The 17,555-nt window shown below is 40.7% G+C and carries 15 protein-coding genes; 11 read left to right on the forward strand and 4 right to left on the reverse strand.

The window, feature by feature from the left end:
* Position 1: 1 nt before the first annotated feature.
* From GR160_RS09160 to GR160_RS09175, 4 genes are all read left to right on the forward strand, one after another.
* Positions 2–1,042, forward strand: coding sequence for a VWA domain-containing protein (locus GR160_RS09160; protein WP_160749558.1), 1,041 nt, complete (start codon positions 2–4; stop codon positions 1,040–1,042).
* A complete protein-coding gene (locus GR160_RS09165) occupies positions 1,042–1,857 on the forward strand; it encodes a tetratricopeptide repeat protein (RefSeq protein ID WP_160749559.1) in 816 nt (271 codons plus the stop codon). The genes GR160_RS09160 and GR160_RS09165 overlap by 1 nt, the downstream gene beginning before the upstream one ends.
* Before the next feature lie 135 nt (positions 1,858–1,992).
* Complete coding sequence (locus tag GR160_RS09170) at positions 1,993–3,816, forward strand: BatD family protein (protein WP_160749560.1); 1,824 nt, start codon at positions 1,993–1,995, stop codon at positions 3,814–3,816.
* Between the two features lie 141 nt (positions 3,817–3,957).
* Positions 3,958–4,698 (forward strand): tetratricopeptide repeat protein, encoded by a 741-nt coding sequence (locus GR160_RS09175; protein WP_160749561.1) that lies wholly within the window; start codon positions 3,958–3,960, stop codon positions 4,696–4,698.
* An 18-nt stretch (positions 4,699–4,716) separates the two neighbouring features.
* On the opposite strand, the gene GR160_RS09180 is transcribed toward GR160_RS09175, so the two are convergent.
* From GR160_RS09180 to pgk, 4 genes are all read right to left on the reverse strand, one after another.
* On the reverse strand, positions 4,717–5,160 hold the full coding sequence (locus GR160_RS09180; RefSeq protein ID WP_160749562.1) for a GNAT family N-acetyltransferase: 444 nt from the start codon (positions 5,158–5,160) through the stop codon (positions 4,717–4,719).
* Entirely contained in the window at positions 5,157–6,131 is a 975-nt protein-coding gene (locus GR160_RS09185) for a DUF4837 family protein (protein ID WP_237421194.1), read from the reverse strand. Before GR160_RS09185 ends, GR160_RS09180 begins: the two co-directional genes overlap by 4 nt.
* A 23-nt stretch (positions 6,132–6,154) precedes the next feature.
* Positions 6,155–7,882, reverse strand: coding sequence for a lytic transglycosylase domain-containing protein (locus GR160_RS09190; RefSeq protein ID WP_160749564.1), 1,728 nt, complete (start codon positions 7,880–7,882; stop codon positions 6,155–6,157).
* Between the two features lie 85 nt (positions 7,883–7,967).
* Positions 7,968–9,158 carry a phosphoglycerate kinase gene (gene pgk / locus GR160_RS09195; protein WP_160749565.1) on the reverse strand — a complete coding sequence of 397 codons (1,191 nt, stop codon included), beginning with the start codon at positions 9,156–9,158 and terminating at the stop codon, positions 7,968–7,970.
* A 289-nt stretch (positions 9,159–9,447) separates the two neighbouring features.
* Between pgk and GR160_RS09200 the strand changes: the two genes are divergently transcribed.
* The 7 genes from GR160_RS09200 (at position 9,448) to GR160_RS09230 (ending at position 17,548) form a co-directional block, all read left to right on the forward strand.
* Positions 9,448–10,011, forward strand: a complete 564-nt coding sequence (locus GR160_RS09200; protein WP_160749566.1) for a peptidylprolyl isomerase — start codon at positions 9,448–9,450, stop codon at positions 10,009–10,011.
* 273 nt (positions 10,012–10,284) lie between these two features.
* Positions 10,285–11,433 carry a DNA polymerase III subunit delta' gene (locus GR160_RS09205; RefSeq protein WP_160749567.1) on the forward strand — a complete coding sequence of 383 codons (1,149 nt, stop codon included), beginning with the start codon at positions 10,285–10,287 and terminating at the stop codon, positions 11,431–11,433.
* A gap of 4 nt (positions 11,434–11,437) precedes the next feature.
* Positions 11,438–11,827: a DoxX family protein gene (locus GR160_RS09210; protein ID WP_160749568.1), complete on the forward strand. Its 390-nt coding sequence runs from the start codon at positions 11,438–11,440 to the stop codon at positions 11,825–11,827.
* A gap of 265 nt (positions 11,828–12,092) precedes the next feature.
* Positions 12,093–14,045, forward strand: coding sequence for a KUP/HAK/KT family potassium transporter (locus GR160_RS09215; protein ID WP_202390754.1), 1,953 nt, complete (start codon positions 12,093–12,095; stop codon positions 14,043–14,045).
* Between the two features lie 9 nt (positions 14,046–14,054).
* Complete coding sequence (locus GR160_RS09220; protein WP_160749570.1) at positions 14,055–14,870, forward strand: OmpA family protein; 816 nt, start codon at positions 14,055–14,057, stop codon at positions 14,868–14,870.
* A 139-nt stretch (positions 14,871–15,009) separates the two neighbouring features.
* The gene (locus tag GR160_RS09225) at positions 15,010–15,870 is read left to right on the forward strand and encodes an MBL fold metallo-hydrolase (RefSeq protein WP_160749571.1); all 861 of its coding nucleotides are present in this window, start codon (positions 15,010–15,012) and stop codon (positions 15,868–15,870) included.
* Between the two features lie 76 nt (positions 15,871–15,946).
* Positions 15,947–17,548: a S8 family peptidase gene (locus GR160_RS09230; RefSeq protein ID WP_160749572.1), complete on the forward strand. Its 1,602-nt coding sequence runs from the start codon at positions 15,947–15,949 to the stop codon at positions 17,546–17,548.
* Positions 17,549–17,555: the final 7 nt, after the last annotated feature.

Consider the following 17,555-nt stretch of genomic DNA (forward strand, 5'->3'; position numbering starts at 1 on the left):
TATGGATTACGAGTTAGACGAATCAAAATATTTATACCTGCTGTTCATCATTCCGGTGATCGTGCTTATTTTCCTTTACAACCTGTATTGGAAACGCAAAAAACAGCGCGAATTTGGAAACCCCGAGCTGGTAAAAAAACTTAGCCCGGAGCGTTCTACATTTAAATCGACTTTAAAGCTAATTGCCCTGTTATTAGCTTTAACCAGTGTTATTATCGCATTGGTTGGTCCAAAAATTGGCACTAAGACCGAAACCGTTAAACGCGAAGGTGTAGATATTGTTTTTGCAATAGACGTTAGTAAAAGTATGCTTGCCGAAGACGTACAGCCCAGCAGGCTTACAAAAAGCAAGCAGATAGTATCGCAAATTATAAACAGCCTTGGCAGCGACAGGATAGGTATTATTGGCTATGCCGGAAGTGCTTACCCGGTTTTGCCTATTACAACAGATTACAGTGTTGCTAAGATGTTCCTGCAAAGCATGAATACTGATATGGTATCGTCTCAGGGAACCGCCATTACCGATGCTCTACAGCTTGCCGAAACGTTTTATGATAACCCTAAAACGAGCAAGTTGCTTATATTGGTATCAGATGGTGAGGACCATGGCGAGGGTAGCCAGGAAGCCGCAAACGAGGCAAGGAAGAAAGGAATAAAAATTATTACCATAGGGGTGGGTACCGAGAAAGGTGGGCCTATACCATTACGCGACGGCAACGGCCGCATTACAGGCTATAAAAAAGATATGCAGGGCGAAACGGTTACTACAAAACTGTATCCTGATGCACTTAAAACTATAGCAACAGCAACTAAAGGCGGCTACGTATATGGCGGCAGCACCAAAGAAATTACAGATTATGTAAAGAACGCACTGCAAAATATAGAGAAAACCGAGTTTGAATCGAAAGAGGTAGCGTTGTATGAAACCCAGTTTCAATGGTTTTTAGGAGCGGCATTTATACTGTTGTTCCTTGATATTTTCCTTTTGGAACGCAAAACACGCTGGATTAAAAAGCTGAACCTGTTTAACGAAAAAGAATAATGAAAAAAGTACTTACATATAGCCTTATGCTGTGTGCCGCACTGGCTTTTTCGCAGGAAAAGAAACCCGAAAAAGACCAAAACCTGCCGTTGGGCAACAAGCAGTTTGCCAACAAAGAGTATGCCGATGCCGAAGCTAATTATCGCATAAGTAACAGTAAAGATGCTACTAAAGCCGTAGCTACTTATAATCTTGGCAATGCCATTTATAAAGAAAAAAAACCGGGCGAAGCACTGTATGCTTACAGCAAAGCTATAGAAGTAGCTAAAGACAAACCGCAAAAACATCTTGCCTACCACAACATGGGCAATGTTTATATGTCGCAAAAAAACTATCAGGCAGCGGTTGAAGCCTATAAAAATGCGCTTCGAAACGACCCTACAGATGAGCAAACGCGCTACAATTATGCCCTTGCAAAAGAGATGCTAAAGAACAATCCGCCGCCACCGCCTAAAAAAGACGACAATAAGGACAAGGATAAAGACAAGAACAAAGACAAAAAGGACGACAAGAACCAAAAGCCTGAAGACAAAGACAAGGATAAGAAAGATAAAGGCGACGATAAGGATAAGGACAAAAATAAGGGCGACCAAAAAGATAAAGACAAGGACAAAGGCGACCAGAAAGATAAAGATCAGGGAGAGGGCAAAGACAAAAAAGACCAGGGACAACCCCAGCCTCAAAACGCCAGCCCAAGCAAACAACGCATGGAAAACATGCTCGATGCAATGAACAACGAAGAGAAAAAGGTTCAGGATAAACTTAATGCCAAAAAGGTAAAAGGACAGCCAAAAAGACAGGAAAAAGACTGGTAAGTTATTAAGCCACTAATTGCACGAATTTTCACAAATTAATTTACGATAAGGTGCAGATTGTTTCGTGTAATTAGTGAAATTGCTTCGCCAGTTCGCTATTGCTCGGGTCGTGGCTAAACCGGATTACTAAAAATAATGAGAAAATATATTTTAATAGTTTTTTTAATGCTATCACTACAGGGGCTGTTTGCACAACAGGCTCCTGTGGAGTTTAAGGCTACGCCCAGCCGCAACAAAATTGGCGTTAATGAGCGCGTTCGTGTAGAGTTTAGCATGAACCAGGACGGCGATAATTTCAATCCGCCGTCGTTTGAGGGATTCACCGCTTCGGGGCCCGGGCAAATGATAAGCAACTCGTGGGTAAACGGGGTGCGTAGCTTTAATAAAATCTATACTTATGTACTGACGCCAAAAGCTAAAGGAACGTTTACCATTGGTCAGGGAACCATAGAAATAGGCGGAAAGACGTACAAAACCAGTCCGTTTAAAATTGTGGTGGGCGAGGCTGTGGCCAATCCTAACCCGCAACAACAGCCATCTTATTATCCGTACAATCCTTACCAAAGGCAACAACAGCAACAACAGGATCAGCAGTTGGCTCAAAAACCGGGCGAGGGTATACACCTTGTTGCAGAAATTGCCAATACAAATCCTTATGTAAATCAACCGGTTAATGTGGTTTACAAATTATATGTGAGCACCAAAAGCAGTGTCACTAACTTTTTTGAAAAGGAGAGTCCGCAGTATAATGATTTTTGGAGTCAGATCGAAGCAATAGACGGCCAAAACATGAAAGTGGAACAGGGCACTTATAAAGGAGAACCCTATCGTTATGTTGTGCTTCGCAAAACGGTGCTGTATCCGCAAAAAAGCGGCAGGCTGGTACTCGAGCCTTTGGTAGTGGAACTCAACACCGAGGTCTTTACAGGCAGGCGCGATATGTTTGGAAGACCCGAAATGGAGGAAGCCAAAACAACCGCAACCACAGGTAAAAAATACATTAATGTAAAGCCACTGCCCGAAGCAGGAAAACCTGACTCGTTTACAGGAGCCGTGGGCGATTTCGATTTTAAAGTTACACCTAGCAAAACCACCCTTAAAGATGGTGAATCGATGCAGTTAACCGTAACTGTATCGGGTAAAGGCAACCTCAAGCTGTTTACATTGCCTAAGCCTGAAGTACCATCGGCTTTTGAAATGTATGATCCGGAACATAAAGAGAATGTGAAGACACCGCTTACGGGAATGACCGGAAGCATTACAGATGTTTATACCATCGTGCCTAATAAAAAAGGTAAGTATCCTATAAAACCATTATCTTTTTCGTGGTTCGATCTTAGTACCGGTAAATATAAGACGGTTACATCTAAAGAAATCATGGTCGATGTGCTTAGTGTGCCGGGTGGAAACAGAGAGCCGGATGCTGTAGCTTCGTCTAAGCAAAGGCCTGATGGCAATGCACAGTTTAACCCTATATATCCGGAAACAACCCTTAGGCCTATTGGAAGGGATGATTTCTTTGGATCAGGACTGTTCTATGTGTTGTTGTTCGCTCCGTTTGTGCTCATGCCTGTTGTAGTACTTCTTAAAAGGAAAAAAGATGCTTATGACAGCGACGTTGCAGGTGTAAAAATGCGCCAGAACAATAAGCTTGCACGTAAATATCTTGGCGATGCCAAAAAACAGCTGGGCAACAAAGAACCGTTCTATTTGGCACTGGAAAAAGCATTGCACAATTTCCTTAAAGCAAGGCTAAGCATAGAAACATCTGAACTTAGCAGGGAAAACATTCAGGAATTGTTGCTGGAACGAAACGCAAAACCTGAAACCGTTAATGAGTTCAGTGTTATAATGGACAGCTGTGAATTTGCCCGATATGCGCCGTCATCGGGCGTGGCAATGCAACAGGATTATGATAATGCGGTTAGTGTTATAACAGCGTTGTCCAAGCAAATTTAAACCTTATTGCTAAAAAGCTTTGTGAATGAAATGTTTAGATTTGATTCCTGCAAGGTTTTAAAAACCTTGTAGGTAATAAAGTAAAAAGAATTAAACCTACAAGGTTTTTAAAACCTTGCAGGTTACTTATATTTGGAAGGAATGAAGAACATAGCATATATAATATTATTTTTATCGCAGGCGGTATTTGCGCAGTCTTTTATAAAAGGCAACGAGCTGTACCGTAAAGGCGATTTTGCGGGTGCGGCAAAGCAGTATGAGGGGCTTTTAAAAGGAGGAGAAGAATCGGAAGAGGTGTATTTTAACCTGGGAAATGCTTATTATAAACAGGAAAAAGTTGCACCTGCAATTTACAATTATGAAAAAGCCCTCCAACTAAACCCACGTCATACAGAAACCGAAGAAAACCTTGCCTTAGCTCATAAACTGGTAATAGACGACATTAAGCCAACGCCACGAACAGGGGTTTCTAAAGCATTATACAGCCTTACCGGAAAATATCATTATGACAGTTGGGCATGGGTTGCAGTAAGTTTTTCCGGGTTTTGCCTGGTGTTGTTCCTAGGCTATTACCTGGCTGAAAGCACTGCTATTAAACGAATCTTCTTTACAGGTATGTTCGTGGCTATACTGGGCATTGTTTTTAGCATACTTGCCGCTGTATTTGTGCGTTCTAAAAAATCTAACGAACACCCGGCCATTGTTTTTGCCGAGGTTGTTGCTCTAAAAGCCGATCCTAACGAAAAGGCAAAAGATGTATTTATTCTGCACGAAGGCACAAAGGTAAATGTAAATGATACCAAAGGTGGCTGGAAAAAAGTTGTACTTGAAGACGATAGTGTGGGTTGGATAGACAAAGACGCTATTAAAGAACTGGAATAATAGTACAGCATTAGGTTATTAACCTTTATGCATCCTTATGTGCGGAATATCATCTTCAAGATATCCTTCACCATCCTGTATAAAACCATGGCTTTCATAAAACTTTTTGAGGTATAGTTGAGCCGATATGGTAATGGCATCCTGACCATAGTTCTCTTTGATGCCGGCAATAGCAGCCTTTAGAAGATCGTGTCCCCATTTGCGGTCACGATAATATGCATCTATCACCACACGGCCAATAGAAGCATTATCAAAATAATATCCCGGGGCAAAAAGACGTGCATAGGCTACAATGGTGCCTTCAAAAACACCAAGAAGGTGCAGAGCTTTTTCATCCTTACCGTCAACATCGGGGTAAGGGCAATTTTGCTCTACTATAAACACATCGCTTCGCAATTGCAACACTCTGTATAGTTCTGGCACAGAAAGCCCGTTAAAAGGCTTTATTTGGAATTCTATCATATAAATTTAACCGACTTGATTATAGATTCAAGCTCTACAATAAGATCGCGCTTTGGAGATGATGGGCTGTAAATAAAACCCTCAATTATTAAGTAGTATTTGTTCTTATCGTCGCGAATGGCATAATTTACAAATGGGCCATTCATAAAATCATTCTTCATTTCCCAGTTGCCACGCATTTCAAAAGCATGCTTTTCTTTAAAACTGGTCATGAATACATAAGGCGAATAGGCTTCCTCGGTAACCATATAGGTGTCCGGGTCTTTGCCATGAATATATTTAATACCTATAGAATCGCGCATTTTAATGATATTATTTATAATATCCTTGTTGTGCTCTACTGTTGCAAAAGGAACGCGGTAAAGCAGCATATTGGTGTTGCCTCCCGGAATCTCCTTTTTTAGCCATATAAAATTATCGTCCTTTAAAACCGCATTATAGGCCAAAGGCATTTTTATAGATATACCATATTTTTGCCTGAACTTAGAATCGTCCATAAGCCCCGCCTTTTCATTGCGGTATTGGTTTACTGCAATTTCAGTTTGCCTTATGGTCCTGATTATTTCATCTGCATGCATTTGTATTATCTGCAACAGTTCAGCAGTATTTTTACCACTAATTGTAAAAGTATTTTGAGGTGCGCAGGTTCTATCCTGTTTAAAATCGAAGTCTTTTTCTTCGCCTTTTTCTACAAAAATAATATTGCGCCCACGTTTGAGGCTTCCTCCAAAAGACTGGCTATGATATTGGTTTATCGTAAAAATAGGCTCTTCCATTGTGAGGCCGTCTACCGGGGCGGCAAGTTTTTTTCGCAGGCTGTCGCCCACCTCGCCATTCCAAAGCACATCACTAATGATTATGGAAATCTCGTTTATTTCCCCTTCAGATGATGCTACATCGTCTTTATTGCTACAGCAAAGGGTGCAACAAACAATTGCCACCAAAGCCATTATTTGCTGCACCCTTTTCATTATAGGATAAGTATAAAACATTATTAGTTTACGTCGCCCACTTTCAGTTTCATTCCGGGCTGTATGCTCTCGCCTTTAATTTCGTTCCATTTTTTTAGGTTCTCTACCGTAACACCAGGGTGTTTCCTGGCAATGCTAAATAGTGAGTCGCCTTTTTGAACAATATAAAGCCTTGCTTCCTCATAGGTTGTAGTGCGCTGGCGTTTTACTGCCGATGCAATTGCAGGCTTACTGTCAGCAGCATTGTCATCGCAATCTCCTGCCTCAGCAAAAGCTAAAGCATCCTGCTTAGACTGAGCCCCTGTTTTAGATTCAGGTTGTTTAGCATCGTTAGCAGCAATTGCCTCTTCGGGTTCATCATCAATAACAGGTACTTTAACCGTAGTAGTTTTAACGATCTTTATTTTTTGCCCTGCCATGATATTGTTGCCCTTAATTTTATTCCACTTTCTAAGATCAGCAATACTAACACCATATTTACCTGCAATCTCACCCAAGTTATCACCACGCTTTACAAGGTGTGTTTGTGTTTTAGTGGCAACACTTGTATTCTTTTTATATGAAGGCTTAGTGTAGTTAGAAGCTATAGCCTCTCTCCTATTTGGTGTTACGCTAAAGTTTGGCCTTTCGCGTTTGCTGTCTTCATAATCAATGTAAGCATAAATACCCTTTTCGTTGCTTGTAAACAATGCTATTTTGTTTTTAGGCAGCCTAAGATAATGTGCCTTGTCTTTTGTGTACGGAATAACATCAAGCTTGTAAATAGGGTTAAGGAACTGAAGCTGTTTAACCGGAACATCTAAAACACTTGCCAGCTGCCTGAACGACATTTGGCGCTTAACCATAATAGTATCAGTCTCAAAATAAGTCAACGGAGCTTTTTTACCCTGTATGCCGTGCTCCTTTGCATATTCATAAATATACATCGTAGCCAGGAACGTTGGGTTATAGGCTTGTGTTTCCTTAGGCAGGTTTTTACGGATATTCCAGTAGTTCCTGTAAGTTCCTGAACGGCGTATTGCTTTAGTAACATTACCCGGACCCGCGTTGTATGATGCTAAAACCAAATCCCAGTCGCCAAAAATATTATAAAGGCTTGTAAGATACTGGCATGCAGCCTCGGTAGCTTTAAGAGGGTCGCTCCTTTCGTCTACATAGCTGTTAACCTCAAGGTTGTATTGCTTGCCTGTTGGGTACATAAACTGCCATAGACCTGTAGCACCTACCCTTGATTTGGCTCTTGGGTTTAGTGCCGACTCAATTACGGCAAGGTATTTAATTTCTAAAGGAACGTTATACTTGGCAAGATGCTCTTCGAACATTGGGAAATAATATTCTGAAATTGCCATTAACCTTTCGTAAGACCTTGGCCTGTTTTTAAGGTATGATTTTATGATGTTCTCCAAACCTTTGCTGTACTCAATATTGAAAGGCGACTTTGCATCAAGCGCGGCAAGCCTTTCTTTAAGCAATTCAGTACTAAGGCTAAAGTCAACATCTTCATCAGGATTGATCCTTTTAAGGTCGTCCTGCATATTTTCAAACAGGTCTGTATTGGCCATTTCCTCCATCCAAAGACTGTCTATACAGGCCATCTCTTCATGGTGTACAAACGTAGACTTTATAGAATCAAGGAACGATAATTTAACTTCCGGCTTTACGATAGCAGCATCGGCCTGCAGGCTGTCCTGTGCAAACCCGGCAACAGAGACCAATGCGGCAATAAATGACAATGTTCTTTTTTTATTCATAATTTACTCCTTAAATTATAACGTATTGCAAAGCAACAATGTTACGTATAACTTTAAAAATTGTAATGTATTGTAAACTTTAACACTACGCCTCCTGTATTGCAGCAATACCGGGCAGTGTTTTTCCTTCAAGCATTTCCAGCATAGCACCACCTCCGGTAGATACATAGCTCATTTTTGGCTCAAGGCCAAATTGTTTTACCGCAGCCACACTGTCGCCACCACCCACAAGAGAGAAAGCGCCTTTATCTGTAGCTTCGGCTATATATTCGCCAAGGGCAATAGTGCCTTTAGCAAACGTTTCCATTTCAAAAACTCCAAGAGGGCCATTCCAAAGAATGGTTTTAGAGTTTAATATAACATCCTTAAATATCTCTAACGATTTTGGACCTGCGTCAAGACCTTCCCATCCGTCAGGAATAGCCTTAACATCAACCACCTGAGTGTTTGCGTCGTTTTTAAAACCATCGGCAGCCACAACATCTACAGGAATGTAAACCTTAACATTGTTGGCTTCCGCTTTTTTAAGTATGTCAAGAGCAAGGTCAAGTTTATCATCCTCGCAAATAGAGTTACCCACTTTGCCGCCTTGGGCTTTAGCAAACGTAAACGTCATACCGCCACCAAGGATAAGGTTATCTACTTTATCAAGAATATTTTCGATAACTGTAATTTTAGACGATACTTTACTACCACCCAAAACAGCCGTTACCGGTTTCTCGCTATTTTTAAGAACTTTATCTAAGCTATCGATCTCCTTAGCAAGAAGCTCGCCAAAAACTTTATCTTCAGGGAAAAATTTTGCAATAATTGTAGTAGAGGCATGTGCACGGTGTGCCGTACCAAAGGCATCGTTAACATAAACATCGCCCAGTTTAGCCAGTTTTTCGGCAAAAGCCTCATCTCCTGCTTCTTCTTCTTTATAAAAACGAAGGTTTTCTAAAAGCAATACTTCGCCTGCTTTAAGGTCGGCAGCCGCTTTCTCAACTTCTTCGCCAATACTGTCTTCAACAAACTTAACGGCAACGCCAAGCAATTCGCTCACTTTTGCAACAATGTGCTTAAGTGAATATTTTTCCTCTTTACCTTTTGGACGTCCAAGGTGGCTCATTAGGATAACGCTTCCGCCGTCTTTCAGAATTTTATCGATAGTTGGTTTAGCAGCCTCGATCCTGTTGGCATCAGTTACGTTAAAGTTTTCGTCCAGTGGAACATTGAAATCTACACGAATAACTGCTTTTTTATCTTTAAAATTAATTTCCGAAAAAGTTTTCATAAGTTGTTTTGGCGTTTGTTTAAAAATTGTTGAAAGGCAAATATAGCTTTTTTTGTTAATAATTAGCTAAAAAAATGTTGACAAACATTTTTAAACAACATGTATCATTTTGTTTTACAGCATTTTAACCTCATGTTAAAGTTTCTAATTTTACATGAAACGGAAAAATTTTGTAATGAGATTTCAGGAGAACTGCAAACGCAAACGGTTGCGAATTGCGCTTGGTATTGTACCGAATTGGCATTTGTTGCAAAAAACTTATTTTTACACAAGTCTTAAATATAAAAAAATGAAATACTTACTATTATTTGTTCTCCTGCCGCTGCTTGGTTTTTCGCAGTCTGCCCCTATGACTCAGGAGGAGGCGAAAGAATATTTCAAAAACAACAAAACCGAGATATTGGGAATATGCGAGAAACAACCTCTTTATGAGGTCCTTAAAGGGCATAGGGAACGGGAACTTATAGAAAGTAACGGAAAATTAATGCAGATTACAAGGATACACCCCGATGCCCAATTTTGTGTAGGCTATATTTTTATGGATGCAAAGAAACTATCTGAGGAAGAAATTAAAGAAAAAAGAGAACAGATATTTAAAAAACATCAATCAGGAATAGCATTTAAAGACCTGATAAAAGAATACAACACTGATGGCAACCCAAGTGCCGACTTTTACTCGTTTTCGGAAAGAGGAATTGTACCACAGTTTACCGAAGCGGTTAAAAGCCATAAAACAGGCGAGGTTTTTACCATAGATGTTCCGGATAGAGGATGGTATTATGTAGCTATCCGTAACGAAGACAACAAATTGCCTGTGTATTCGGTTAAGGTAGCAGCCTTGCCGAAAAGGTGATTGTTTTCATACACTGTCTTTGGAACGACGAAGCAATCTAATTTTATAGTGATAATTAAACCTACAAGGTCAAAAAAAGACCTTGCAGGTTAACAGTGTTGTTCCATTTTGAACGTAGCGCAGCGAAGTCGAAAAATCTCTATTAAGGTTAACAGATTGCTTCGTCGGGCCTCCTTGCAAAGACAGTACCTAAAGAAAGCAATCAAAAAGTTCTCAACAGGCACTCAGCATCTTTGTTACCCCGCAACTCAGTAACTTTACTATCTTTGCCCTATGCTTTTCTCAGAAATTTTAGGTCAGGACCACATTAAAAGCCATTTAGCCACCAGTGCAGGCAGCGGCCGCATACCTCATGCCCAGCTGTTTATAGGCCCCGAGGGTTGTGGCACCTTGCCCATGGCTATTGCCTATGCCCAATATATTTTGTGCAGCAACGTTAATGCCGAGAACACCGGAGGCAACGATGCCTGCAACCTAAAATTCCGCAGCCTGTCGCACCCCGATCTGCACTTTGTGTTTCCGGTAGCAGCAAACAGCGAGGTGAAAAGCCATCCCGTGAGTGCCAACTTTTTAAAACACTGGCGCGAATTTGTTCAGGAAACACCCTACGGCAGCCTTTTTGACTGGTACAAAAAAATAGATATTGCCAACAAGCAGGGCCAGATTGGTGTAGACGAAGCCACCGAAATTGTGAAATCGCTTTCTTTAAAGGCTTATGAGGGCGGATATAAGGTAATGATTATCTGGATGGCCGACAGGATGAACACTGCCACAGCCAACAAATTGCTGAAACTACTGGAGGAACCGCCGCAAAAGACGGTTTTTCTGCTCATTGCCGAAAGCGAGGATGATATTTTGCAAACTATATTATCCCGTTGCCAGGTACTCCATTTTAATGCCCTGCCCGAAAAAGTAATTGCCGATGCATTGGTAAACCGTAACAATATGGTAGACAATGCGGCACGCAAAATGGCGCATCAGGCACAGGGCAACTACAACCGTGCGCTGCACCTTTTACACAAAACCAACGACGAACTGCCTTTTGAAGAGTGGTTTGTACAATGGGTTCGCGCGGCCTTTAGGGCAAAAGGCAATGCTGCTGCCATACACGACCTTATTGCATGGAGTGAGCAGATTGCAGGAATAGGCCGTGAGGCGCAAAAACAGTTTTTAAACTTTTGTATAGAAATGTTCCGTCAGGCACTGTTGATTAACTACAACGCCAAAGACCTTGTGTACATGGAACCTGCGGTAGATAAATTTAAACTCGAAAATTTTGCGCCTTTTGTAAACGGCAGCAACATTCACGATATTTTTAAAGAGCTTAGCGATGCCCTGTATCATATAGAGCGCAATGGCAATGCCAAGATTATTTTAACCGATCTGTCTATAAAACTTACACGATTAATCCATAAAAAATAATATTATGATACCTAATATGCAACCTGTTGTAATTATTACTTTATTGTTTTTTGCCATTACTTTTATACAGTCGGGTTACGACAAAATAATGGACTGGAAAGGCAATATAAACTGGCTAAAAAGCCATTTTGCCAATACTCCTATAAAAAATATGGTGCCGCAGTCACTGCTACTAATACTCATACTTGAAGTTTTAAGCGGTGCTTTTTCGGTTATAGGCATTGTACAGATTGTTGTAAACGACGGGCTTGATTTTGCGTTCCTTTCAGGAATCCTATCATGTCTAACACTTCTTTTCTTATTGTTAGGCCAGCGCCTTGCTAAAGATTATGATGGTGCCCGTACTATTGTTATTTATTTTATTCCTGCCATATTGCTGCTTAGCTGGCTGTAATTGTTAATTTTTAGGCTATGAATACAATATTCATGCTTTAAAAAGCCTATGGTAGGTTATTCATCATTAACCCAAAACCCACCAAATTGTTAAACTAAACATTGTTAAGAAGCATAAATCGCAAAATAGTGTAAAAATAACACCTGTATTGTTACCACATTAAATATTAGGCATTAGCAATGGAGGTTGATATAAAATCTTGTACATTTGTTCTTTAATTTATTGCTACGTGAGTACAAGTCACAAACACCTGAACAGGTTAACAATGGGTGGCCTGCTGGTAACCCTTGGTATTATCTATGGGGATATTGGTACTTCTCCCCTTTATGTAATGAAAGCCATAATGGGTACTGTGCCCATAGAAGAAGAAGTAGTGCTGGGCGCCCTCTCCTGCATCTTCTGGACCCTTACATTGCAAACCACATTTAAATATGTAATCCTTACGCTCCAGGCAGATAATAAGGGCGAGGGAGGTATATTTTCTTTATATACCCTTGTAAAAAGGCTCAAGAAAAAAGGCCTTATACTTCCGGCAATAATAGGCGGCAGTGCCCTGCTTGCCGACGGTATTATTACCCCACCCATCTCGGTATCATCTGCCATCGAAGGTTTAAAAATTTACAACCCAACCATAAATACAGTGCCTATTGTAATAGGCATTTTATTCGTCCTTTTTGCCATACAAAGGTTCGGCACATCGTTTATTGGCAAGTTCTTTGGCCCTATGATGCTGCTTTGGTTTGGCATGCTGGGTGTGCTGGGCATTATACCTATGCTGCACAACATTACTGTTTTAAAGGCGCTTAACCCATACTATGCTATACATTTATTGAGTGTACACCATGACGGCTTTTATGTGCTTGGCTTTGTGTTTTTATGTACCACAGGTGCCGAGGCGTTATATAGCGACATGGGGCATTGCGGGCGCAGCAATATTCGTGTAAGCTGGATATTTGTAAAAAGTATGCTTATGCTCAACTATTTTGGGCAGGGTGTTTATTTAATAGAGCACAGCGGCAAAACACTTACTACACTTAGCGGAAATCCTGACATGCCGGGCAACCCGTTCTACCTGCTAATGCCGGACTGGTTCCTGCCGTTTGGTATAGCCATTGCAACGGCTGCAGCAGTAATTGCATCTCAGGCATTAATAAGCGGTTCGTTTACCCTTATAAGCGAGGCCATGAGGCTTAACCTGTGGCCAAAAGTTTCTATTAAATTCCCAACCGAACTAAGGGGGCAAATATACATTCCGTCTATAAACTGGATGCTGTTTTGGGGCTGCGTGTTTATAGTACTGCACTTTGAAGAATCGGGCAATATGGAGGCGGCATATGGTCTTGCCATTGTATTGTGTATGATAATGACCACTACCCTTTTGGGCTATTATATGGTCATGAAACGCTATAACCCAATATTTATACTTAGTGTTATAGCGGTCTACTTTGCCATAGAGTTTTCTTTCCTTGTGGCAAACATGAGCAAGTTTCACCACGGAGGCTATGTATCGCTCATAATAGCCGGACTATTGGCCATAATAATGGGTGTATGGTTTACTGCAAAACGCATTCGCAGCGAATATACTGAGTTTACTAAGATCGAAAATTACAAAAATGTTTTGGCCGAACTTAGCAACGATACTTCGATACCTAAATATGCAACCCACCTGGTGTATATGACCAATGCCCATTTAGGAGACGAAATAGAATCTAAAATTATATATTCCATTCTCCAAAAAAGGCCTAAACGAGCCGATATTTACTGGTTTGTGCATGTAAATGTGGTAGACGAACCTTACAGCATGGATTATCGTGTTAGGGAAATTATGAAGGACGATGTTATTCGTGTAGATTTTTATCTTGGCTTTAGGGTACAGCCCCGCATTAATCTTATGTTTAAACAGGTAGTGCGCGATATGGTTAAAAAAGGAGAGGTAGATATTACCAGCCGATATGAATCGCTTAACCGAAATAACGTTATTGGCGACTTTAAATTTGTACTCATAGAAAAATTTATGTCTTATGACAACGAATTGCCTTGGTATGAACGAATTATTTTAGATATTTACTTCCTGCTTAAAAAGGTGAGCCTTAGTGAAGGACGTGCCTTTGGCCTCGACAGCAGTTCTGTTAAGGTAGAGCAGTACCCAATTGTAATACATCCGCCGGAAGATATTAACCTGAACAGGATAGATGACCCCCATCAATCCCATATATAAATTTTAAAAATGAAACGACTGCTTTATATTTTGCTGTTTATGATGCCTGTTGCACTGTGGGCTCAGGAAGAAACTGTTTTTTCGGTTTATTTTGAATTCGACAAATACAACCTCGACAGTAAACAGGGAGATAATTTAGTAGCGTTTGTAAAAGCAATAGATACCACACGCATAGAAACCATACAAATTTATGGTTATACTGATGATCGTGGCAAAGATGCATACAACTACAAGCTCAGCAATAACAGGGCAGGCACCATTAGAGACGCACTTACTAAAAAGGGTGTAAAAAACAAGATCATTATTACCATAGAAGGCAAAGGCCGCATTTTGCTGGAAGAAGATATAGACAACAAAAGCGAAGCCCGTTCTAAAAACCGCCGTGTAGACGTTGTAGTTAACTTTAAGCCTGCCCCACCTGTAAAAATGGAACCGGGCATGTACAACAAAGTTAAAGGCGACCTGATTGTGGGCGACAGGGTGTATTTGGAAAATATACTTTTTGAACGCGGCAGCAGCCAGCTAACGGGTAAATCGCGCCTGGAACTCGAAAAAATAGCCAAGCTGCTTAAAAAACACAAAAATCTTAATTTTGAAATACAGGGGCACATATGCTGCACACCTACTTTCCAAAAAGAGGCCATAGATAAAGGCACCAAGAAAAGAGAATTGAGCATAAACCGTGCTAAAACGGTATACAAATTTTTCCTTACTAAAAAAATAGAGGCCAAACGCATGACCTATAAGGGTTATGGCAACACCAAATCGTTAGGCAAAGGCACTGAATATGATCGCCGTGTAGAGTTGGTTATTACCAAAATTTAATCAATTAGTGTAGCAATTCTTAAGTTTACCAATACCCCAATTATTGCTCTGCATTAATTTACAGATTGATTGATTTTTATATTAAAGAATTGAATTAATTGCTACATTAGCATATTATTACATTGAAAATTTAATAAAAATGAAATTATACTCTGTAGAAAGCGGCAACTTTAAGCTGGATGGCGGTGCAATGTTTGGCGTAGTGCCCAAAACCATTTGGAACAAAACCAACCCCGCCGACAGCAATAACCTAATAGATATGGCCGCACGCTGCCTGTTGGTTGAAGATGGCAATCGTCTTATACTTATAGACACAGGTATGGGCAACAAACAGGGCGATAAGTTTTTTGGATACTATTCTCTTTGGGGAGACCACAACATAGATAAATCGCTGGCAGAGCACGGTTTTAATCGCGATGATGTTACTGATGTTTTTTTAACACACCTGCATTTTGACCACGTGGGTGGTGCCATACAGTGGAATAAAGACCATACAGGCTATGAACCTGCTTTTAAAAACGCACACTTCTGGACCAATGATAATCATTGGCAATGGGCAACAAAACCCAATGCGAGAGAAAAGGCATCTTTTTTATCTGAAAATATTTTGCCTATGCAGGAAAGCGGCCAGTTAAAATTTGTAAACCGCCCTGAAGCTGATTTCCTGGAAAAAAGTGAACTTGGGTTTGGGATTATTTTTGCCGATGGGCATACCGAAAAACAAATGCTTCCGCAAATAGAATATAAAGGCAAAACCATAATTTTTGCGGCAGATATGCTGCCAACTACAGGGCATATTCCGCTGCCGTATGTAATGGGCTATGATACACGTCCGCTTATAACTATTGAAGAAAAAGCCCGGTTTTTAAACAACGCTGCCGATAATGGTCATTACATCTTTTTAGGACACGATGCGCACCACGAGATAATTACCCTTCAACATACCGAAAAAGGAGTGCGGCTAAAAGAAGTTTTTAAAGCGAATGATATATTAATGTAATGTTAATGTGTACATTTGTGTAACAAATAGAACATACTTTAGACTAATTTTCTACAAAAAGTAATTTAATTAACTAATGAAATTTAAATCCATTTACCTTTCTGCTGCATTGGCTTTGTTCCTTGCAAGCTGCGGCGCAAAAAAGATAACAGCAGAGCCTTTGGCTATTACAACCCCAATAACTGCTAAAAAAGCCGAACTTACAGAAGTTCAGGAAAAACGCTGGAGCGACCTTGACCTTTTAAAAGATACTATTCCGGGAATGAGCGTAGACCGCGTTTATGAACTTCTAAAAGACCGCAAAAGCACTAAAGTTCTTGTAGGCGTAATAGACAGTGGTGTAGATATTGAGCACCCTGACTTACAGGGGGTAATATGGAACAACCCTAAAGAAATTGCAGGCAACGGCATAGACGACGATAACAACGGTTATATAGACGACGTGCACGGCTGGAACTTTCTTGGCGATATAGAACACGAAAATATGGAGTTTGTGCGCATCCTTAAAAAAGGAGATGACGGCAGCGAAACCTACAAAAAAGCTTTAGCAGAATATGACTCTGAAATTGCGCAGGCAAAAGCCGGAAAGCAACAGATGGATTTTATATTGAAAGCCGATAAATCGTTCCAGGAAAAAACAGGCAAACAGGATTATACTGCTGCCGATCTTGAAGCTCTTAAAACTGATGACCAAATGCTTAACGCCATTCGTGGCCGTTTTGTACAGATACTTAGCAATGTATCGCGCAAAGAGCTTATGGACCAGATAAAAGGCGGTGTAGACCATTACGACAGCCAGCTTAAATACCACCTTAACAAAGAGTTTGACGGCCGTAAGGTATTAAACGATAACCCAGACGACTTTAGCAAAAAAAGCTATGGTAACAACAACGTAATTGGACCTGAAAAAGAAGGTGCCAAACACGGAACACACGTTGCCGGTATTATTGCTCAAGGCAGGGGCAACAACCTTGGTGGCGATGGTGTTGCTACAGAACATGTAGAAATTATGTGTGTGCGTGCCGTGCCGGATGGTGACGAGTATGACAAAGATGTGGCAATGGCTATTCGTTATGCTGTAGACAATGGTGCTAAAGTAATCAACGGTAGTTTTGGTAAATACTACTCTACACACAGCGACTGGGTTTATGATGCCCTTAAATATGCAGGCGAAAAAGACGTACTTGTTGTATTTGCTGCCGGTAACGAAGGTACAGACCTTGACGCAGACAAATCTGAGCGTTATCCTAACGACGACAAAAACACACTTACAGAATATACTAACAACGTGCTTACCATTGGTGCTATAAGCTACAACTATGATGCTGAGCTGGTTGCCGATTTTTCTAACTACGGTAAAACAAAAGTAGACGTATTCTCTCCGGGTGTTCGCATTTATGCAACAACACCTAACGACACTTATTCATTCCTGCAGGGAACGTCTATGGCATCGCCTAATGCAGCAGGTGTAGCAGCACTTATCCGTGCTTACTATCCTAAACTTAAGGCTGCTCAGGTAAAACAGATCATTATGGAGTCTGGTCTTCCTGTTACATTTGATGTAGTTCTTGGCGGAGACCCTAACACTACGCGTTCATTCTCAGACGTGTCTCGTTCAGGTAAAATAGTAAACGCGTACAATGCTATTATCCTTGCCGATAAAATGTCAAGGCAGTAATAAGTTA

Source organism: Flavobacterium sp. Sd200 (assembly GCF_009826935.1).
GTDB lineage: Bacteria > Bacteroidota > Bacteroidia > Flavobacteriales > Flavobacteriaceae > Flavobacterium.